The sequence below is a fragment of the Streptosporangium sp. NPDC051022 genome, assembly GCF_040683035.1.
Lineage (GTDB): Bacteria > Actinomycetota > Actinomycetes > Streptosporangiales > Streptosporangiaceae > Streptosporangium.
The window spans coordinates 341,339-361,925 of sequence record NZ_JBFBCF010000002.1 but is presented as its reverse complement, the minus strand read 5'-3'; the positions used below and the strand labels follow the sequence as shown (position 1 = coordinate 361,925).

Sequence of the window (20,587 nt, the reverse complement as noted above, 5' to 3'; positions counted from 1 at the left end):
AAGAGGGACGAAAGGGAGGATGTTCCTCATCAGGAGCCGACTCCCCGAGGTCCCCGTGGTAACCGCCTTCGTCGTCGTCTTCGCCTGGTGGTGCAGCTGGGCACGGTGGCCACCGTGCTCGTCAAGCTGTATCTCGCCATCCGCGAAGGCTGGCTTGAGCTTTAGGAGAGCCCAAGCCAGCTAGCGGCGCACCGGGCGGGGGTTCCGTGAACAGTTGGAGCTGGGCCGGAACCTCCGCCTCTTAGTTCCGTCGTCGGTTATTACATCGCGACGGCTGAACACCCGGCTCTATCTCTATATAGCTAGATGGTATCCGCCGATGAATGATGTTCCCCGCCTTACAGGCGCCACTCTCGACATACTCGAAGTACTCGCCACCGCCCAGGGACAGACGGTGTACGGCCTGCAGATCGCCGCCGCCACCCGCAGGCCGACCGGCACTGTCTATCCGATTCTCGCGCGCCTGGAACAGCGCGGCTGGCTGGAAAGCGGCTGGGAGGCCGACGACGGCACGCGCCGTAAGGGCCCCCGCCGCCGTTACTACCGGGTCACCGACGACGGCCGCGAGCACATCGCCACCGCCCTGCGCAGACGCGAGCGCAAGGTCTCCCCGGCGGTACGGACGGCCACCGCGCCGCCGGACCGCTCCGGGCACCCGCCCGGCGGCACGGTCGGCGCCGAGCAGGTCATCGAGGAGTTCGTCCACGAACTGCGCGGGTTGCGGGAGCGCGTGGGCAGGCCCTCGCTCAGGCAACTGGCGGCGCGCACCTACTACAGCCCGGCGGCGCTCTCCGAGGCGTTCGCCGGCCGTACCCTCCCCTCGGAGAACCTGCTCGAAGCGATCGTGTCGGCCTGCGCGGGAGACTCCCGCGAGTGGGCGCTGCGCCGTTCCCTGGCCGAGCAGAGCATCCGGTACGGGATCTGGATCCCCTACCTCTTCCAGGACTTCTACCCGCTGGGCGTCCAGTGGGTCCACGACGCCCTGCGGCCGTACGGGCTGCACGGGACCGACATCGAGGACATCGCCCAGGAGACGCTCCTGTTCGCCTACCAGCACTGGTGGTCGGCGATCCGCAACCTGCCGCGGTGGACGGCCCGGCAGGCCCGCCGGACGGCCCTGCCCCTGCTGCGGGAGACCCACCGGACCTGGCACCTGGACGGCACCCGCCTGCCCGCCCTCGGCCTCGACCTGGGCACGTCACCGCCACCGCTCCGGGAGCTGCGCCAGGACGACATCGCCGACGACGTGGTGGCCCGGATGTCGGCCGAGGAGTTACTGCGGGACATGGACATCCGTACGGCGCAGGTCGTCCACCTCACGAGCCACGGTTTCACGACCGCCGAGATCGCCCGGCGGCTCGAAATGACAACCGCGGCCGTGGAGGGGCGCAGACGCCGGGCGCGGACCTACTTCCGCCTCGGCGGCGCCACCCCGATCACCGTCGAACACGCCGACTACCTGGGCTATCTCGTCCAGTTGCGCAGCGAAGGGGGAAACCTGTCACTGCGGAAGCTGGCGGCCCGGATCGGATACAGCCACACGCACGTCACCGCCGTCTTCGCGGGAGCGACCTCCCTGCCCCGCTGGGGGTTCACCGCGCGGATCGTCGGCTCCCTCAACGGCGACCTGAAGACGGCGCGCAGGCTGTGGGAGGACGCCTGGCGCGCTCAGGAGACGGCGGAGGCCGACAGCTACGCGGATGTGGCGGCCGGCATCGGGGACACTCTCGTGCTCTGGAAGCTGACCGACCACCTGGAACAGGCGGGCAAGCCCACCGAGGCCGTCCAGGTCTGGCGGACCGCGGCCGAGGCCGGGGACACCTACGCGATGGCGATGACGGCCGAGTTCCTCGTGCGCCTCGGCGATCGCGACAAGGCCATGACCTGGCTGCGCCGCGCCGCCGAGGCGGGTGACACAAAGGCCTGGCAGGAGCTCGCCCGCCTCCTCGAACAGACCGGACACACCGAGGAGACCATCGAGGTCTGGCAGCACGCCGCCGCGACCGGAGATCTGCCCGCCACCCACGAACTCACCCGCCTCCTGCGGAGAGCCGGCCGCACCGAGGAGGCCGTCGCCGCCTGGCATCGCGCCTCGAACGCGGGCCACGCCGAGGCCCGCCAGGAACTCGCCCGCCTCCTCGAACAGAGCGGACGCGTCGAGGAGGCCATCGAGATCTGGCGGCAGGCGGCCGACGCCGACGACTCCCACGCCCGCCAGGAACTCGCCCGCCTCCTCGAACAGAGCGGACGCGTCGAGGAGGCCATCGAGATCTGGCGGCAGGCGGCCGACAAGGGCGATCTCTTCACCGTCCACATGCTCGCTCAGCTCCTGCAACGGGCGGGCCGGCCCAAGCAGGTCACCCAGGTCTGGCGGCGCGCCGCCGCCACCCGTGGCGGCGAGGCCTGGCCGGAACTCGCCCGCCTCCTCGAACAGAGCGGACGCGTCGAGGAGGCCATCGAGATCTGGCGGCAGGTGGCCGGCACCGGCGATCCCCACGCCCACCGCGAACTCGCCCGCCTCCTCGAACAGACCGGACGTGCCAAAGACGCCGTCGAGATCTGGCGGCAGCTGGCCGGCACCGGCGACCCCCATGCCTGCCAGGAACTCGCCCGCCTCCTCGAACAGGCCGGACACACCGAGGAGGCCATCGAGATCTGGCAGCAGGTGGCCGGCACCGCGAAGGACCCGGCGGAGCGCGCGCTCTCCCACCGGGCCCTCGCCCGCCTGACCCACACGTCTCTTTCGACTCTGCGCGTCGAGTACGAGCTGCGCGCCGCGTCGGGCGCCGGAGACGGCCTCGCCCTGCTCGCCCTCGTCCGCCTCCTGGACCAGGAGGGGCGGCACAGGGAGGCGGAGGCCGTGCTCCAGACCGCCGCGATGGCCGGAAATACGCTCGCGGCCCAGACGATCTCACACCGCCTCACCGGCACCGGCGGGATCGCCTCGCCGCGGGCGCCCCGTTCCGGGAGCAAGCCCGGCTAGTGCGTTGTGACACCGGCGGAGGTCTCCTCCGCCAGCCGCAGGGCCTGCTCCCGTCCCACCGCGGCGGCCCGGTGCAGGTAGTCGCCGATGACGGCGAGTTCCTCGTCGGTGTACGCCTCGAGGATCTCGCCGAACGCCTTCCCCGGCGCGTCCCATGCCTGCCCGATCTCGGCCACGGGGTCGAGCGCCAGGGCGACCAGGGCGCGCCGGCGATCGGCGGGGTCGGCGCGCCGTACGACGAGACCGGCCCTCTCCAGGCGGTCGACCAGCCGGGTCGCCGACCCCGGGGTCAGGCCGGTCAGTCTGGCGACCTCGCCCGTGCTCAGCGGCTCGTCCTCCAGATCGAGCAGGCTCAGGCATTGCACGTCGGTGGGGTGCAGGCCCAGCCGATCGGCCAGTGCCTGGTTGAACAGCGTGTATGCCGCGTAGTGCCGTCTGCTCTCGGCGATGACTCGCTCCAGCAGCTCCGCCCGGTTTGACACCGAGCCTCCCTTGCCTCAAATTAAGTGCGTGGCGCAAAGATTGCGTGACACAACATGCGTATCACGGCTGAATTCTATGTGACACCCCCGGTGCCCTCTCTGTCACGCGCGGCCCCGGACTCCGGCGTCTCAGCCGTCGTCCGGCCGTCACGGGCCACCGGGACATCCATCGAAAGGAAACCCATCATGACCGTTCTCGTCACCGGAGGCCGCGGCCTCGTCGCCCGCACGCTCGTTCCCCTGCTGCACGAGGAGGGGTACGACGTGCGCGTGGCCTCCAGCGATCCCACGAAGCTCACCCCACCCGGCGGTGTACCGGCGGTGCGGTGCGACCTGGGCGACCCGGACACCTTCCCCGCCGCGCTCAGCGGGGTCACCTCGGTCTTCCTCTACGCCGAGCCGTCGCACATCGACGCGTTCATCGAGCGGGCCACCGAGGCCGGAGTGCGGCACATCGTGCTGCTGTCGTCCAGTTCGGTAATCTCGCCCGGCACGGCCACCAACCCCATCGCCAGAATGCACCGGGAGGTCGAGCAGCCCCTGACGGCCTCCCCCATCGAGTCGACGCTGCTGCGGCCCGGCGCCTTCGCGAGCAACGCGCTGCAGTGGTCCCGGGCCATCACGTCGACCGGCTCGGTGGACCTGCCCCACCCCAACGCCCACACCGACCCCATCCACGAGGCCGACATCGCCGCGGTCGCACTGGCCGTCCTCGCCGATCCCGCGCTGCGCGGCAAGGAGTACCACCTGACCGGCCCCGAGTCCCTCACCTTCCAGGAGCAGATCGACCACATCGCCCAGGTGATCGGCCGGCCCCTGACGGTCAACGCCGTCGCCGAGGAGACGTGGCGGCGGGAGATGACCGAGTACGTCCCCGGCGAGCTGGTCGACGCCCTCCTCGGCTGGCAGCGTTCCCATGACGGCGTCCCCACCGAGACCACCGAGACCGTCGAGCAGGTGACCGGCCGTCCGGCCCGGACCTTCGCCACCTGGGCCGAGGAGCACGCCGCCGCCTTCAAAAACTGACATCTCCCTGCACTCCGAGCCTCCGCCGAACGTGGCCTCGGGGCGGTGACCGCCGGCCGATCCCCTCCGGATCGCCGTACGGCCCGGCCCCGAGGCCCCCGCGCGAACGCCCGCGAACACCCGAGAACACGGTGTGACGAGCGTGAACGACCATCCTCCGGCCAGGTGGGCCTTCTGGTGCCGGTGTGGAGGAACAACACCTGTCTGACTTGACATACGCAAATGCTATGGGTTGACGGGGGTTGTCAACCTTCCTCCCACATGTCACCTTTAGTGCAGCCCTGGCCGGCCATGGCTCCCAGCTAGTCCCTTCCCCCCTCGTGGGACTTGTGAGAGGAGTCACCCCTAGTGAGGTCCAAGACAAGGCTGGGAGGCATCGCCGTACTGGCGGTCGCCGCCCTGGCCACTTCCGCGCTCACGAGCGCGACCGGCGCCTACGCCCAGCGGAGCGGCTCGACCGATCCCTCCCTCACCGCGGGCTCCGCCTATGCACCGCCGGACGCCCAGAGCCGTGAGCGCGCGATCGCCAACGCCGACAGGACGCTGGCGTCGCAGTCGCGGGCACTGCACAAGGCAGCCGAAGACAAGTTCGTCCAGGACAGGACCGTCGCTGGGACGTTCGGTCTCCAGTACGTGCACTACAAGCGCACCTACCGTGGCCTGCCGGTCTACGGCGGCGACGTGATCGTCTCCACCGACCGGTCGGGCGAGCGCGTGCAGGACGTCGTCTCGGGCCAGACCGCCACGCTGTCCCTGGACACCAAGGCCACCGTCGCCGCGGACGCGGCCGCGGCGACCGCCCGTGGCGAGCTCACGACCGTCGAGACCGCGGCCCAGCCCGTGCTGGTCGTGCACGCCGCCACCGACACGCCCAGGCTGGCCTGGGAGGTGTCGCTCACCGGCCGCACCGAGAGCGCCGAAAGCGTGCTGCACGTGTACGTCGACGCGCAGACCGGCGCCGTCATCGACAAGGTCGACGAGGTCAGGGAGGGAACCGGCAACAGCTTCTACAACGGCAACCCGGTCACCATCCAGACCTCCGGCTCGGCCGGTTCGTACTCGCTGACCGACACCACCAGGCCCGGCCTGCGGTGTGGCGGCCAGGGCGGCACCGCCTACACCAAGAGCACCGACTCCTGGGGCAACGGCTCGGGCACCAACCTGGAGACCGCCTGCGTCGACGCCCTCTACGCGGCCCAGAAGGAATGGGACCTGCTGAAGAGCTGGCTCGGCCGCAACGGCTTCAACGGCAGCGGCGGCGCCTACCCCGCGCGTGTCGGCCTCGGCGACGTCAACGCCTACTGGAACGGTTCCTACACCAACTTCGGCCACAACCAGGCCAACAACCAGCAGGCCACCCCGATCGACGTGGTCGCCCACGAGTACGGCCACGCCATCTTCCAGTTCTCCGGCTCCGGCGGTGCCGGCAGCGGCAACGAGGCCGGCGGTCTGAACGAGTCCACCGGCGACATCTTCGGCGCCCTCACCGAGGCATACGCCAACAACGCCTACGACCCGCCGGACTACAGCGTCGGCGAGGAGGTCAACCTGGTCGGCAGCGGCCCGATCCGCTACATGTACAACCCGTCCCTCAAGAGCGACCCCAACTGCTACAGCTCCTCCATCCCCAGCACCGAGGTGCACAAGGCCGCGGGTCCGCAGAACCACTGGTTCTACCTGCTCGCCGAGGGCACCAACCCCGGCGGCGGCAAGCCGACCAGCCCCGTCTGCTCCGGCCCGTCCAGCCTGACCGGCATCGGCATCCAGAAGGCCGGGAAGATCTTCCAGGGCGGCCTCAACCTGAAGACCGCCCCCTGGACGCACGCCAAGGCTCGTGTGGCGACCCTGAAGGCCGCCAAGTCGCTGTTCTCGGGCAGCTGCGTCGAGTTCAACGCGGTCAAGGCCGCGTGGAGCGCGGTCAACGTCCCGGCGCAGTCGGGCGAGCCCACCTGCCCGTAGGGCGGGACACCGGATGCCGGCGACGGTGAACCCGGCGCCGAGCACCGCCCGGCCGGGCCGGCGCCGACTGTCTCGGTGACGGCGCCCGGTCCCGGTTCACCGGCGGCCCCGGGGTTCAAGGAGTGACACACCCGCATCTCACTCCTTGGGGTGCCGCCTGGCGGGCCCGCGTCCCTCCGGACGAGCAACACCCGCAGCCCCTCCCGGAGGGAGACGCCGGAGCGCCCGCCGCCGGGCAGAACGCCGGATGGCCCGGACCACATCGGTCCGGGCCATTCGTGTTCGTGCGGAACCCCGGCCGGAAGGCCGCCCGAAGCCCCGTCCGGGGGCGCCGAGCGGGCCAGGAGAGGTCAGGCGACGTCGAGATAGGCGCTGGGCGGGGCGGACTCCAGCCAGGCGACGAAGCCGGTCAGCGCACGGTAGCCCATGGCCAGTTCGAAGGCGTTCTGCCCGCTGCGGCACTCCAGTGCCGTCACACCCTCGATGAACCCGTAGAACTCGTCGGGGCCGATCCTGCGGCGCCCGGAAACGACAAGGCCGCGCCTCACGATCACGTGGCGCGGCCTTGGAAGCAGACCTACGAGCGGAATCCAGTTGAGATGGCCGTCGGCATAGCGAGCCACCCCCACCCGCCAGCCTCGCTCACCCGACGTGGGGCGCAGGCAACACAGCACCGAGCCCCGGGACCGGGTCAGGATCAGCACGCGGGAGGCGAGGAGGGCGACAAGCAGCGTCACCACGATGAGTACGTCCAGCACCACCATGTCTCCGCCCCCAACAACCGGTACCGCTCAGAAGCAGAATTTATCCGACTTCTTCGCCGGCCGCGCGCAGCCTGGCTCTGGCGCGCTTGGCTTCGACGGCGGCGTCGGCGTCCTCCTGGTTGGCCTCGATCGAGGCCTGCGCCCGCTGGAGGGCGTCCTTGGCCGCGGCGACGTCCACCTCGGAGCCGAGCTCGGCCATTTCGGCCAGGATCGACACCTCGTTGTCCGCCACCGAGAGGAACCCTCCGTGGACTGCGGCGACGAGGTCGGACTCACCGTCGCCACGCTTGACCGTCAGCACGCCGCCCTCGACGAGGACGCCGAGCACGGGCGCGTGCTTAGGCATGATACCGATCTCGCCGTCGATGGTCTTGGCAATCACCATGTCGGCCTCGCCCGACCAGATCTCACGCTCCGGCGAGACGACACCTACTCGCAGCTTCGCCACTTTCCTGAAGTTCCTTTCGAACCAGGCACCGGCACGGCCGTGGCCGTACCGGTGCCGAAGGCGACTAGCGGGCGAGTTCCTTGGCCTTGGCGATGGCCTGCTCGATGCCGCCGACCATGAAGAACGCCTGCTCGGGCAGGTGGTCGTAGTCACCGGCGCACAGGCCCTTGAACGAGGCGATCGTCTCGTCCAGCGGCACGAACTCACCAGGCTGACCGGTGAACGCCTCGGCGGCGTACATCGGGTGGGACAGGAAGCGCTCGATGCGACGGGCCCGGTTGACGGTGACCTTGTCCTCTTCGGAGAGCTCGTCGATACCGAGGATCGCGATGATGTCCTGCAGTTCCTTGTACTTCTGCAGGATCCGCTTGGTCTCCTGGGCCACGCGGTAGTGCTCCTCGCCCAGGATCAGCGGGTCGAGGATCCGCGAGGTGGAGTCGAGCGGGTCCACCGCGGGGTAGATGCCCTTCTCCGAGATCGGCCGCGACAGAACGGTCTGCGCGTCGAGGTGCGCGAACGCGTTGTGCGGGGCCGGGTCGGTGATGTCGTCCGCGGGAACGTAGATCGCCTGCATCGAGGTGATCGAGTGACCGCGGGTGGAGGTGATGCGCTCCTGGAGGACACCCATCTCGTCGGCCAGGGTCGGCTGGTAACCCACCGCGGACGGCATACGGCCGAGCAGGGTGGAGACCTCGGAACCGGCCTGGGTGAACCGGAAGATGTTGTCGATGAACAGAAGCACGTCCTGCTTCTGCACGTCACGGAAGTACTCCGCCATGGTCAGGGCGGACAGCGCCACGCGCAGACGGGTGCCCGGCGGCTCGTCCATCTGGCCGAAGACGAGGGCGGTGTCCTTGAGAACGCCGGCCTCCTCCATCTCCAGCCAGAGGTCGTTGCCCTCACGGGTGCGCTCGCCGACGCCCGCGAACACCGAGGTGCCCGAGAACTTCAGCGCGACGCGGCGGATCATCTCCTGGATCAGAACGGTCTTGCCGACACCGGCGCCACCGAACAGACCGATCTTCCCACCCTTCACATACGGGGTGAGCAGGTCGATGACCTTGATGCCGGTGGGCAGCATCTCGGTGCGCGACTCAAGGGTGTCGAAGGCGGGCGAGGGACGGTGGATGCCCCAGCGCTCCTCGATCTTGAGCGACGCGGTCGGCACGTCCAGGGACTCGCCGAGGGTGCTCCACACGTGGCCCTTGACGACGTCGCCGACCGGCACGGAGATGGCCGCGCCGGTGTCGGTCACCGGCGCGTTGCGGACCACGCCGTCGGTGGGCTGCATGGAGATGGCGCGGACCAGGTTGTCACCCAGGTGCTGGGCGACCTCCAGGGTCAGGGTCTTGGTCTCCCCGGCGAGGACGACGTCGACCTTCAGCGCGTTGTAGATCTCGGGCATCGCCTCGACGGGGAACTCCACGTCGACGACGGGACCGGTGACCCGCGCGACGCGGCCCACGCCGGTCTCAACAGTCTGTGCAGTCATTTCACTCTTTCCCCGCTGCGGCGTCAGCCAGCGCGTTCGCGCCACCGACGATCTCGCTGATTTCCTGGGTGATCTCGGCCTGGCGAGCCTGGTTCATCTGCATGGTGAACACGCGGATCAGCTCGTTGGCGTTGTCGGTCGCCGACTTCATGGCCCGGCGACGCGAGGCGTGCTCGGAGGCGGCCGACTGGAGCAGCGCGCTGAAGATGCGCGACTCCACGTAGCGCGGCAGCAGCGAGTCGAGCACGGCGCCGGCGCTGGGCTCGAACTCGAAGTACGGCAGCGGCGTGTCGGGCTTGTCCGTGGTCTCCTCGATCTCCAGCGGGAGGATGCGCTTGACCGCGACCTCCTGCGTGAGCATCGACACGAACCCCGTGGAGACGATGTGGATCTCGTCCACACCGTCCTCCGCCGAGAACGCCTCGATCAGCGTGTCCGCGATCTGCTTGGCGTGGACGTAGGCCGGGTTGTCGGAGAACCCCGACCACTGCCCGCCCATCTCACGACCGCGGAAGGTGTGCCAGGTGATGCCCTTGCGGCCCACCACGAAGGGCAGCGGCGTGATGCCCCTGCCCTTCAGCAGCGTGCTGAGGGCCTCGGCCTCACGCAGGATGTTGGCGTTGAAGCCACCGCAGAAGCCACGGTCGCTGGTGACGATGAGCACCGCGGCCTTGGTGGGCCGCTCCTTCGTCACGGTCAGCGGATGGTCGACGCTGCTGGTGTTGCTGACGACGCCCGTGACGGCGCGGGTGATCTCCCGCTCGTACGGCACGGCCGCCTGCATCCGCTGCTGCGCCTTGACGATGCGCGACGAGGCGATGAGCTCCTGGGCGCGCGTGATCTTCGCCGTGGACCTGACCGACTTGATCCGCCGCCGCAGCAGTCTTAGCTGGGCACCCATCGGTTACTTCTTCTCAGCCGAGCGGACGTGCTTGGTGATCTTCTCCTGGCCGACCTCGTCCGCGCCGAGCGCGGCGACCGGCTCCTCGTTGACCAGCAGCTCGCCCGCGGAGGTCTCGAAGGTCTTCTTGAAGTCGGTGATGGCGTCCTTGAGAGTCGTCACCGTGTCATCCGACAAGTCCTTCGTCTCGCGGATGCCGTCGAAGACGCCCTTCTTCTCCCGGGCGAGGTAGTCCAGGAACTCCTCCTCGAAGCGGCGGATGTCCTCGACCGGGACGTCGTCGAGCTCACCGGTGGTGCCGGCCCAGACCGAGACGACCTGCTTCTCGACCGGGAACGGGGTGTACTGCGGCTGCTTGAGCAGCTCGACCAGGCGCTGGCCGCGCTCCAGCTGGGCGCGGGAGGCCGCGTCCAGGTCGGAGGCGAAGGAGGCGAAGGCCTCCAGGTCACGGAACTGCGACAGCGACAGACGGAGCGTACCCGCGACCTTCTTCATCGCCTTGATCTGCGCCGAGCCACCGACTCGGGAGACGGAGACACCGACGTTGATGGCCGGACGCACACCCGAGTTGAACAGGTCGGTCTCGAGGAAGCACTGGCCGTCGGTGATGGAGATGACGTTGGTCGGGATGAACGCCGAGACGTCGTTGCCCTTGGTCTCGATGATCGGCAGACCGGTCATCGAGCCGGAACCCAGGTCGGCCGACAGCTTCGCGCAGCGCTCCAGCAGACGGGAGTGTAGGTAGAAGACGTCGCCGGGGAAGGCCTCACGGCCCGGCGGGCGGCGCAGCAGCAGCGAGACGGCGCGGTAGGCGTCGGCCTGCTTGGTCAGGTCGTCGAAGACGATGAGGACGTGCTTGCCCTGGTACATCCAGTGCTGGCCGATGGCCGAACCGGTGTAGGGCGCGAGGTACTTGTAACCGGCCGGGTCGGAGGCCGGGGCGGCGACGATGGTGGTGTACTCCATCGCGCCCGCCTCCTCGAGGCGGCCCTTGACCTGGGCGATCGTGGAGCCCTTCTGACCGACCGCGACGTAGACGCAGCGAACCTGCTTGTCGGGGTCGCCGGAGAGCCAGTTCTCCCGCTGGTTGAGGATGGTGTCCACGGCGATGGCGGTCTTGCCGGTGCCACGGTCACCGATGATCAGCTGGCGCTGGCCGCGGCCGATCGGCGTCATGGCGTCAACCGCCTTGAGGCCGGTCTGCAGCGGCTCCTTCACCGGCTGGCGCTGGACCACGGACGGGGCCTGGAGCTCGAGGGCGCGCAGGCCCTCGGACTCGATGGCGCCCTTGCCGTCCATCGGAACACCCAGCGGGTCGACCACACGGCCGAGGAAGGCGTCGCCGACCGGCACGGACAGGACCTCGCCCGTCCTGCGGACCGACTGGCCCTCCTCGATCTTGCTGAAGTCGCCCAGAACAACGACACCGATCTCCCGGACGTCCAGGTTCAGTGCCAGGCCACGCGTGCCGTCCTCGAACTCAAGCAGCTCGTTCGCCATCGCCGAGGGAAGGCCGGAGACATGGGCGATACCGTCGCCGCAGTCGACGACGGTCCCGATCTCCTCGCGCGCGGCGCCTTCCGGCTCGTACGCCTGGACGAAGCGCTCAAGCGCGTCCCGGATCTCGTCCGGCCGGATCGTAAGCTCCGCCATCTCTCTTCAGTCTCCCTATTCGCCTAGCCGGCCAACCGGCGGCGGACTTCTTCGATTCGTCCCGCGATGGTGGTGTCGATGAGGTCGTCCCCGACCTGCACCGAGAACCCTCCGAGCACTCGCGGGTCCACCTCGACGTTCAGATGAACGTCGCGGCCGTAGGATGCGCGAAGCCACGTGGCCAGACGCCGCTTCTGCTCCTCGGAGAACTCGACAGCGCTGCGCACCACCGCGACGAGGCGCTGCCTCTGCGCGGCGACCAGGTTGCCGAACTCGTCCAACCCTCTGTCCAGGCTACGTCCTCGCGGATGCAGCACAAGCTGCGTCACCAGACGGAGGGTGGTGGGGGCGACCTTGCCGTCGAGCAGGGAGCCCAGCAGCTCCCGCTTGGCCTGCTCGGAGACGGCCGGGTCGGTCAGGGCCCGGTGCAGTTCCAGGCTGGAGGCGACGATGCGCCCGAACCTGAACAGCTCGTCCTCGACGTCGTCGAGGCGGCTCTGCGCCTCGGCCTCGGCCGCGGCGGCGACGACACCGAGGTGCTCGAGCGCGTCGGCCAGGTCGCCCGAGCGCGACCACTTGGCGGAGACGGCCTGAACGGCCGTCTCCAGGGCGGCGTTGCTGACCTTGCCCTCCAGCAGCACCCGTACGGCCTGTGCCTTCTGGGCCGCCGGGCGGGCCGGGTCGGACAGGGAACGGCGGAGCCCGTGCTCACGGTCGAACAGGTCGGCGACCGCGAAAAGCTCGTCGGCCAGCGAGCCGAGGTCCGCGCTTCCCGCCACGGCGTTGAAGCGCTCTTCGACCTCGGCCAGCGAAGCCCTGCTCAGACCACGCATCAGCGGACCGCCGCGCTGCTGGACTCGAGCTCCTCCAGGAAGCGGTCGACGGTGCGGCGCTGGCGCGCCTCGTCCTCGAGGGACTCACCGACGATGCGGCCCGCGAGGTCGACCGACAGGCGGCCGATCTCGGCACGGAGCTGGGCGAACGCCTGCTGGCGGTCGGCCTCGATCTGGGCGTGCGCGGCCTCGACGAGGCGGCGGGCCTCGGCCTGCGCCTCCTCGCGGAGCTCGGCCTTGATCTGCGCACCCTGCTCACGAGCCTCTTCACGCAGGCGGGACGCCTCGTGACGAGCCTCGGCGAGCTGGTCCTTGTACTGCTTGAGCAGCGCCTGGGCCTCGGCCTGGGCGTCCTGCGCCTTCTGGATTCCGCCTTCGATGGCCTCGGTCCGCTCGGCCAGGGTCTTCTGGATGCGCGGGGTGAGGATCTTGCCGACGACGATGAGTACAACGAAGAACGAGAAGACGCCGACGACGAGCTCGTAGGGGTGCGGCAGGAGAGGGTTGGCACCCTCAGCCGCCGCGAGGAGCGAAGCTGCCTGAATCATTGGTGCAGCCTTCCGTCAGTGGTTTTTCTGCGTCTTACTGGCCGAACATGAACGGCGCGACGAGGCCGATCAGGGCCAGCGCCTCGGTCAGAACGAAGCCGAGCAGCATGTTCTGACGGATCAGGCCGTAGGCCTCGGGCTGACGGGCGATGGCCTGCACACCCTGACCGAAGATGATGCCGACGCCGATGCCCGGGCCGATGGCGGCAAGGCCGTAACCGACGGAACCGAGGGAGCCGGTGACCTCAGCGAGGACGCTCATTGTCTCTTCCTTTACTGGTCGGCCAGTGGAATTCTCTCCACCGGTCTGGATATTCGAGGATGGTCTAGTGATCGGCGTGGAGCGAGTTGCCGATGTACATCGCGGCGAGCATCGCGAAGAGGAACGCCTGCAGGAACTGGATGAACATCTCGAAGCCGGTCATGGCGATCGTCATGACGACACCGACCACGCCGAGCGGGGCACCGAGCGGCGTGAGCTTCTCGAAGAGGAACCAGAAGCCGACCAGGCTGAAGAACGCCAGGATGATGTGGCCGGCGAACATGTTGGCGAACAGTCGCACCGCGTGCGTGAAGGGCGCGATGATCATGTTCGAGAGGAACTCGATCGGGGCCAGCAGCACGTAGATCGGCTTGGGCAGCCCCGGCGGGAACATCATGTTCTTGAAGTAGCCGATCGCGCCCTGGTGCTTGACGCCCAGATAGATCTTCAGGACGTAGATGGTGACCGCGAGGACGATCGGGAAGGCGATGTGCGAGGCGACCGGGAACTGCAGGATGGGGATGACCCCCATGAGGTTCCAGATCCAGACGAGGAAGAAGATGCTGAGCAGCAGGCCCATCCACCGGTCGGCGTCCTTGCCGAGGAACGGCCGGGCGACCTGGTCGCGGACGAACATGTAGCCCATCTCACCGACGTTCTGCACACCCCGCGGCACCAGCTTGGGCTTGGCGAAGGCGGACCAGCAGAAGACAACGACGATGAGCGTGCTCAGGAGCGCCAGCAGCACCGGCTTGGTGAACCAGTCGACGCCTGAGATGATCGGGGCGGAGTCGAACAGTTCGAGGCCCGGGGGCGTGAACTGGTCTTCCCCGGAAGCGAGGAGCGTCAGCGTGCTCACGCGGCGTTCCCTTCAGCGTGGTAGTGAATCAAGATGACTTCGTTGGCGAGGCGACCGCCGCCGAGGGCTAGCGACCGTACTTCCGATAGACCAGGTAGACGGCCAGAGCGACACCGAGGATCAACCCGATCGGAGTGAAGGCGATCACGCCAGTCCACTTGGACAGCAACCAGCCGGCGCCGCCGTACAGGATCATCCCGGAGAGGAGATAGCTGGGGATCGACCAGGCGGCGCTGGCGAAGTCGCGGCCGTCGTCCTCGGGCCGGATTTTCTTCTCGCTCATCGCGGGCATGACGATAGCAGTCGCCGTGAGGACTAGTCATATCGGGCCGGACAACGCCCGCTTGGATCCTACGCCTCATCGCCGTTCACCGGGACCCTGGGGGCTTTCCGCCGGGCTCGACGTAGAGGATTCTCAGCCTCATGAAGCCCCGGATCTCACCGACGGTCCAGGCGATGGTGCACGCGATGGCGGCCCATCCGAACGCCCTCGGCTCGAACGCGGTCGCGTCCTCGAAGGCCTTGAGCAGCGCCATGACGGCGAGGATCTTCACCGCGTAGCCCACGACCGCGGCCGTCATCATGGCCATCGGTGAGACGCGGCTCGCGAAGGAGACGGCGACCAGGCCGGCGGTGAAGAACACGCAGACGACCAGGACTCCGATCGCCGCCCCCAGTGCGCCCTTACCTCCGGCCACCAGGGTTGCGACGAGAACAACGACCAGACCCACCAGGACGGTGGGTATCGCGGCTCCCTTGAGGAGGCGCACGTCGTCGGCCTGCATCGGCACTCCAAGTAACTGTTATCAAGCGAGCGATTGCTACCTTACAGGGCTCACCCAAACCGAGCCGCTGCTAGTGAAAGCTATCACAAGCTCATGGAAGAGCGCCTTTACCTGCCGTTTCAAGTAAACGATCAAGAAGTTTCCGGAGGATGCTCACGGGAGCGTCTCAGGATTCGAGAAACCGGGGGTGGGCGCGGTGAGTGACAGGTCAGGCAGTGCGGACAGCACCGCCGTGTCGTCGCCCGACGCGGGCCGGGGAGCCGGCGTCCGCTGCGGGAGCGGGGAGACCCGCGGGGAGACGGATTCGGCGACGGGCCCGGAAGCGGGGACGGGTTCGGATTCGGATTCGGCGTCGCGGGAGTGACGGCCCGCGCCGTGCGCTCCACCCCCCTTACGGGCTCGCCAGCGCGGCAGCGCCATCATCACCAGCACCACGACGGCCAGCAGCACGGTCAGCGGGAACAGGATGAACGGGACGCCCTCCATGGACATCGCGACGACCGCGAAGGCGAACAGGAACGTCCAGGCGTACATGATCAGGACGGTGCGCCGGTGCGAGTGCCCGACGTCCAGCAGCCGGTGGTGCAGATGTCCCCGGTCGGGGGCGAAGGGCGACAGGCCGTTCGAGGTGCGCCGGACCACCGCCATGATCAGGTCGAGCAGCGGCAGCACCAGGATGGCGACCGGGACGACCAGCGGCAGGATCACCGGGAAGTTGTTGATGGCGGTCGAGTCGAGCGGCGTGATGGTGATCATCGTGGAGGCCAGGACCAGGCCGATCAGCATCGCCCCCGTGTCCCCCATGAAGATCTTCGCCGGATGGAAGTTGTGCGGCAGGAAGCCCAGGCACACCCCGATGAGCACCGAGGCGACGACCGCCGTGACGTTGATGCTGGTGTTGCCGTAGTCCTTGGACAGGACGATGGAGTAACTCCAGGTGGCCATGGCGGCGATGCCGACGATGCCCGCCGCCAGTCCGTCGAGCCCGTCGACGAAGTTCACCGCGTTGATCGCGACGACCACGACCAGAATCGTTATCAACGGGCTGAGCGTGGAGTCGAGGATGATCGGGCCGCCCAGCGCGATGGGCAGCGGCAGCCACGGCAGGCTGACGCCGAACGCCACCAGGATGCCCGCGGCGCCGATCTGCCCGGCCAGCTTGATGAGGGCGCTCATCCCCCACCAGTCGTCCAGGAAGCCGGTGAGCGTGATCAGCCCGCCCGCCGCGATCAGCGCGATCGCGGTCCTGCCGCCGCCCAGCGCGTCCTCGGCCAGCTTGCTCCCGGCGTACGGCAGCCGGCTGGCGACCAGCAGGCCCGCGACGAGCCCGCCGTACATGGCCAGGCCGCCGAGTCTGGGGGTCGGGATGGTGTGCACGTCCCGGTCACGGACCTCCGGCATCGCCCCGATGCGGATGGCGAACACGCGGCCCAGGGGGACAAGGAGGTATGTCGCCGCTGCCGCGACCAGTGCCATGAGTAGGTATTCGCGCACGGACCTAGTTTCGCTGATAGTCCGGCCGTCTGTGACCGGAAAACCTGACAGAACGTCTTATAGTTCCCTGGGATATATCTGATGGACGCGTGCCAGCTCCCTGGTCCGCACCCTGGTTTCGGCTATGGCGTCCGGGTTGCGGATGACCTGTGCGACCAACGAGGCCACCTCCTTCATCTCCTCCACGCCCATCCCCTGGGTCGTGACGCAGGGGGTGCCGACCCTGATGCCCGAGGTCACCGTGGGCGGCTCGGGGTCGTAGGGAATGGCGTTGCGGTTGAGCGTGATGCCCGCGGCGGCGCACCGCCGCTCGGCGACCGCGCCGGAGACCCCCGTGTCCCGCAGGTCGATCAGGGCCAGATGACTGTCGGTGCCTCCCGAGACCGGCCGCATGCCCTCGGCCGACAGCCCGTCCGCCAGTACCCGGGCGTTGTCCACCACCTGCCGGGCGTACTCGGCGTACTCGGGCCGGAGCGCCTCGCCGAACGCCACCGCCTTCGCCGCCACCACGTGCATGAGCGGGCCGCCCTGGATGAACGGGAAGACCGCTCGGTCGATCTTGGCCGCCAGTTCCTCGGTGCACATGATGCCGCCGCCCCTCGGACCGCGCAGCGTCTTGTGCGTGGTGAAGGTCGCCACGTCGGCGTACGGCACCGCGGACGGCATGACTCCTCCCGCCATCAGCCCGACGGTGTGCGCGATGTCGGCCAGCAGCCAGGCTCCGACCTCGTCGGCGATTCCCCGGAAGACCGCGAAGTCGATCTCGCGGGGGTAGGAGGTGGCGCCACAGATGATCATTTTCGGCTGGTGGCGCAGCGCCAGTTCCCTGACCTCGTCGTAGTCGATCAGCTCGGTGTCCCTGCGGACGCCGTACGCCACGACGTCGAACCACCGGCCCGAGAAGTTGACCTTGGAACCGTGGGTGAGATGACCGCCGTGGGACAGCGCCATCGCCAGCACGGTGTCGCCCGGCTGCAGCAGCGCCGCGTATGCGGCCAGGTTGGCCGAGGCGCCCGAATACGGCTGCACGTTGACGTGTTCGGCGCCGAACAGCCGTCTGGCCCGGTCGATGGCGAGCCGCTCGGCCCGGTCCACGACCTCGCAGCCCTCGTAGTAACGCCTGCCGGGATATCCCTCGGCGTACTTGTTCGTCAGCGTCGATCCGAGCGCGGCGAGCACGGCGGGCGAGGCGAAGTTCTCGCTGGCGATGAGCTGTACGCCGTCACAGAGTCGGTCGAGCTCGTCGGTGAGGACCTGCGCGATCTCGGGATCCTGCCTCTGCAGGAGGCCGAAGTCGGGCCCGTAGTACGTCTCAGCACCCATGACTCACATCCCGGGGATGACGACTCACCCCACTGTATGCCCGTCCTCACCGCTTTTCCCACGCCAGGGCAGGGTTTGTCCGACGCTTGTCCGGCCGAGGCGGGGTTTTCCGGATCGGGAGGGCGGCGCCGTCGAACGCCCACGATCCGTCCTCCCCGCCCCCGGAGCGGAGAAGACGGCGGAGAAGGACAGCGTCGGGAGAGGGTGCCGGGAGGTCGGGAGAGGGGGCCGGGAGAGGGTCAGGAGAACGCGTGCGGAGCCCCCGCGTTGACGGGTATCCAGCGGGGGGTGTCGGCCGCCTGATCACTGATCGAGGTGAGGATCGCCTGCCGGTAGAGGCCAAGGCGGGTGCGCCACTGGGCCATCTCCTCCACGTAACGCCCCGAGACCGGGGCGTCCCAGACGTCCTTGCTCCTAGCCAGTTCGTACGCCTTGTCCAGGCTTGAGGTCAGCCTGTCAAGCGTGGGAAGGACCTGTCGCCACATCATGACCAGCTTCTGGTAGTCCGGGTTGAACTCCCAGGAAACGGCCGCGTCGGGAGAGGGGAAACCGGGCGTTCCCGAAGCGGGAGGGGTCTCCCCCGGCTGCAACGGCTGCGGCGCGGGCGGGTCCACGAACATCACAGGCTCCTCACACTCACTTCACACCCGACTGGCCGCCGCCGGGCAGCCGTACGCTCGGCTCGTCCAGCGGCCTGACCTCGCTCGCGTCGTTCGCGAGCGTCTTGAGCACGTCCGGATCCGGCGCGGGCGCATGCTTCGAGACGGTACCGTCCGCCTCGGCCGCCCACCGCGCGAGCATCCCGTCGTCCGCCGGGGCCGAGCGGGTCCCGCTCGTGTGCGTCCCCGCCGAACGGGCCTCGGCCGACTGGCTCCCGCCCGTGTGCGTGCCCGTCGAATCCGTGCCGCCGCCGTCGAAGAAGGTCCCGACCGCCTGGGTGCTCGTCTGCCCGCTCGTGCCCGTGGAATGGGACGGCTGGTCGACAGCGGGCGCGACGGTATCGAGCGGAGGAACCGCAGGCTGAACCGCACCCGTGGAATGAGACGGCTGATCAAGAGCAGGCGCGACAGTGTCAAGCGGAGGAGCCGAAGGCTGAACCGCACCCGTGGAATGAGACGGCTGATCAAGAGCAGGCGCGACGGTATCGAGCGGAGGAGCCGAAGGCTGAAGCGCCCCCAACTGATCCGGCTCGATCTGACCGGGCTGGTAAGAGCCCGTGCCGTCGCCCCCGGGCGCGTCCAGCAACGGGATGTCCTCGATGTGGTTCAGCAACTCCCCGACCTGCGCCGCCGACGGCGAGTCGAGCGGGATCTGCAGCATCTTCACGCCGCCCACCTGGACGACCTGCGGCCCCTTCGTGCCTGTCTGGTCGACGTCGTCAGGGTGGTCCTTCTGCGGGGTGTCGATGATCTGGATCTTGTCGTCGCCCCGGGGAGACCGCTCGTCACCCTTCGAGCCGCTGTCGCCCTTGGCGTCGGCGCCGCCCTTGACGTCATGCTGCCCTTGCGACGAACCGTCACCGGAACGATCGGAGCCGGAGCCACCCTCCCGGGGAGAGCGCTCATCACCCTTCGAACCACCATCGCCCTTGGCGTCGGCGCCGCCCTTCGCGTCCGGCCGCTCCTGCGACGAACCGTCTCCCGAACCACCGGAACCCGCCCCATCCGAGCCGGAACCACCCTCCCGGGGAGACCGCTCGTCACCCTTCGAACCACCGTCCCCCTTGGGATCGGCGTCGGCCTTCGAACCGGTGTCGCCCTTGGCATCGGCATCGGCGCCGCCCTTGACCTCATGCCGCCCCTGCGAGGAACCATCGCCGGAACGATCGGAGGAGGAACCACCCTCCCGGGGAGAGCGCTCATCACCCTTCGAACCACCGTCCCCCTTGGGATCGGCATCGGCCTTCGAGCCGGTGTCGCCCTTGACGTCATGCCGCCCCTGCGACGAACCGTCACCGGAACGATCGGAGGAGGAATGGCCGTCCCGGGGGGACGTCTCGTCGCCCTTGGAGCCGCTCTCAGGCTTCGAATCGGGCTTGGGGTCGGATCCTGTCTCCGGCTTCGAATCCGGCGACGTGTGGGGCTTCTGATCGTTTCTGGGTGCGTTGTCCGTCGACTGGTCCCCGGCACGGTGGCCGCCGTCGGACTGAACCGCGGGTTTGAGGTCCTCGGCCTTCGGCGTGTCCGGTTTCGCGTGCGTCCCCTTGGACTCTCCCGTCCCGGCGCCTTCGGCCTTCGGGGCCTCCGCCTTCGGGGCCTCCGCCTTCGGGGCCTCCGCCTTCGCGTCCGAGACCTTGGACGTCTCCGTCTTGCCGTCACCGGCCTTACGGTCGTCCGCCTTGTGATGCTCGGCCTTACCGTCACCGGTCTTGCCGTCACCGGTCTTGTGGTCGCCGGCCTTGCCGTCCTCGACCTTGTGATCCCCGCTCCGGCTGTCCCCGGCGGCGGCGGGTCCCGCCTGGGACCCGCCCTCCTGCTTGACCCGCTTCTCCAGGAGCTCGACGCGGGAGGAGACGTCACGGACCATCACGTCACACGCGTCGGCGACCTGTACGGGTCGGTGGGTGGTCTGCGAGGACAGACCCGCGGCGCTCAGCAGACGGGCGACCCGCCCCTCCGCATTCCGCATGTGTTCCGCCGCCTGGCGTACCTCCGACAGCAGATCACGGACCAGCTTGGGGTCCATTCCGTCTAACTTGCCCATGGACGTCTCCCGGAAGTGTCGGCCACCTCAAGGTACCGGGGCTCCAGCCCCGCGTCACGATGATAATCAGAC

19 protein-coding genes are annotated in these 20,587 nt (G+C 68.8%); 3 read left to right on the top strand and 16 right to left on the bottom strand.

Annotated elements, in window-relative coordinates; all coding sequences use genetic code 11:
- The first annotated feature begins 319 nt into the window (after nt 1–319).
- Nucleotides 320–2,983 carry a helix-turn-helix transcriptional regulator gene (locus AB0N02_RS05615; protein WP_363943071.1) on the top strand — a complete coding sequence of 888 codons (2,664 nt, stop codon included), beginning with the start codon at nt 320–322 and terminating at the stop codon, nt 2,981–2,983.
- Here AB0N02_RS05615 and AB0N02_RS05610 read toward each other — a convergent pair.
- Nucleotides 2,980–3,465, bottom strand: a complete 486-nt coding sequence (locus AB0N02_RS05610) for a MarR family transcriptional regulator (protein ID WP_363943070.1) — start codon at nt 3,463–3,465, stop codon at nt 2,980–2,982. The genes AB0N02_RS05615 and AB0N02_RS05610 overlap by 4 nt on opposite strands.
- Before the next feature lie 186 nt (nt 3,466–3,651).
- On the opposite strand from AB0N02_RS05610, the gene AB0N02_RS05605 reads away from it, so the two are divergent.
- Together AB0N02_RS05605 and AB0N02_RS05600 are read left to right on the top strand one after the other, a co-directional pair.
- Nucleotides 3,652–4,491, top strand: a complete 840-nt coding sequence (locus tag AB0N02_RS05605) for an NAD(P)H-binding protein (protein WP_363943068.1) — start codon at nt 3,652–3,654, stop codon at nt 4,489–4,491.
- Between the two features lie 348 nt (nt 4,492–4,839).
- On the top strand, nt 4,840–6,450 hold the full coding sequence (locus tag AB0N02_RS05600) for a M4 family metallopeptidase (protein WP_363943066.1): 1,611 nt from the start codon (nt 4,840–4,842) through the stop codon (nt 6,448–6,450).
- Between the two features lie 350 nt (nt 6,451–6,800).
- On the opposite strand, the gene AB0N02_RS05595 is transcribed toward AB0N02_RS05600, so the two are convergent.
- The 15 genes from AB0N02_RS05595 to AB0N02_RS05525 form a co-directional block, all read right to left on the bottom strand.
- On the bottom strand, nt 6,801–7,214 hold the full coding sequence (locus AB0N02_RS05595; protein WP_363943064.1) for a DUF2550 domain-containing protein: 414 nt from the start codon (nt 7,212–7,214) through the stop codon (nt 6,801–6,803).
- Between the two features lie 40 nt (nt 7,215–7,254).
- Nucleotides 7,255–7,662 (bottom strand): F0F1 ATP synthase subunit epsilon, encoded by a 408-nt coding sequence (locus tag AB0N02_RS05590; protein WP_363943062.1) that lies wholly within the window; start codon nt 7,660–7,662, stop codon nt 7,255–7,257.
- Between the two features lie 64 nt (nt 7,663–7,726).
- Nucleotides 7,727–9,154, bottom strand: coding sequence for a F0F1 ATP synthase subunit beta (gene atpD / locus AB0N02_RS05585; RefSeq protein WP_363943060.1), 1,428 nt, complete (start codon nt 9,152–9,154; stop codon nt 7,727–7,729).
- A gap of 1 nt (nt 9,155) precedes the next feature.
- Complete coding sequence (locus tag AB0N02_RS05580; protein ID WP_363943058.1) at nt 9,156–10,055, bottom strand: F0F1 ATP synthase subunit gamma; 900 nt, start codon at nt 10,053–10,055, stop codon at nt 9,156–9,158.
- A gap of 3 nt (nt 10,056–10,058) precedes the next feature.
- Nucleotides 10,059–11,708, bottom strand: coding sequence for a F0F1 ATP synthase subunit alpha (gene atpA / locus AB0N02_RS05575; protein WP_363943056.1), 1,650 nt, complete (start codon nt 11,706–11,708; stop codon nt 10,059–10,061).
- A 23-nt stretch (nt 11,709–11,731) separates the two neighbouring features.
- On the bottom strand, nt 11,732–12,541 hold the full coding sequence (locus AB0N02_RS05570) for a F0F1 ATP synthase subunit delta (RefSeq protein WP_363943055.1): 810 nt from the start codon (nt 12,539–12,541) through the stop codon (nt 11,732–11,734).
- Nucleotides 12,541–13,089 carry a F0F1 ATP synthase subunit B gene (locus AB0N02_RS05565; protein ID WP_363943053.1) on the bottom strand — a complete coding sequence of 183 codons (549 nt, stop codon included), beginning with the start codon at nt 13,087–13,089 and terminating at the stop codon, nt 12,541–12,543. The genes AB0N02_RS05570 and AB0N02_RS05565 overlap by 1 nt, the downstream gene beginning before the upstream one ends.
- A 34-nt stretch (nt 13,090–13,123) precedes the next feature.
- Nucleotides 13,124–13,351, bottom strand: coding sequence for an ATP synthase F0 subunit C (atpE, locus tag AB0N02_RS05560; RefSeq protein WP_363943051.1), 228 nt, complete (start codon nt 13,349–13,351; stop codon nt 13,124–13,126).
- A gap of 64 nt (nt 13,352–13,415) precedes the next feature.
- Entirely contained in the window at nt 13,416–14,210 is a 795-nt protein-coding gene (gene atpB, locus AB0N02_RS05555) for a F0F1 ATP synthase subunit A (protein WP_363943049.1), read from the bottom strand.
- A 67-nt stretch (nt 14,211–14,277) separates the two neighbouring features.
- Entirely contained in the window at nt 14,278–14,493 is a 216-nt protein-coding gene (locus AB0N02_RS05550; protein ID WP_242675831.1) for an AtpZ/AtpI family protein, read from the bottom strand.
- 85 nt (nt 14,494–14,578) lie between these two features.
- Nucleotides 14,579–14,995, bottom strand: a complete 417-nt coding sequence (locus AB0N02_RS05545; protein WP_363943047.1) for a hypothetical protein — start codon at nt 14,993–14,995, stop codon at nt 14,579–14,581.
- Between the two features lie 153 nt (nt 14,996–15,148).
- Complete coding sequence (locus tag AB0N02_RS05540) at nt 15,149–16,489, bottom strand: MraY family glycosyltransferase (RefSeq protein ID WP_363943045.1); 1,341 nt, start codon at nt 16,487–16,489, stop codon at nt 15,149–15,151.
- A 57-nt stretch (nt 16,490–16,546) separates the two neighbouring features.
- Nucleotides 16,547–17,812, bottom strand: a complete 1,266-nt coding sequence (glyA, locus tag AB0N02_RS05535) for a serine hydroxymethyltransferase (RefSeq protein ID WP_363943044.1) — start codon at nt 17,810–17,812, stop codon at nt 16,547–16,549.
- A gap of 239 nt (nt 17,813–18,051) precedes the next feature.
- On the bottom strand, nt 18,052–18,432 hold the full coding sequence (locus AB0N02_RS05530) for a hypothetical protein (protein WP_363943042.1): 381 nt from the start codon (nt 18,430–18,432) through the stop codon (nt 18,052–18,054).
- Between the two features lie 16 nt (nt 18,433–18,448).
- The gene (locus AB0N02_RS05525; protein WP_363943041.1) at nt 18,449–20,515 is read right to left on the bottom strand and encodes a hypothetical protein; all 2,067 of its coding nucleotides are present in this window, start codon (nt 20,513–20,515) and stop codon (nt 18,449–18,451) included.
- Between the last annotated feature and the right edge of the window lie 72 nt (nt 20,516–20,587).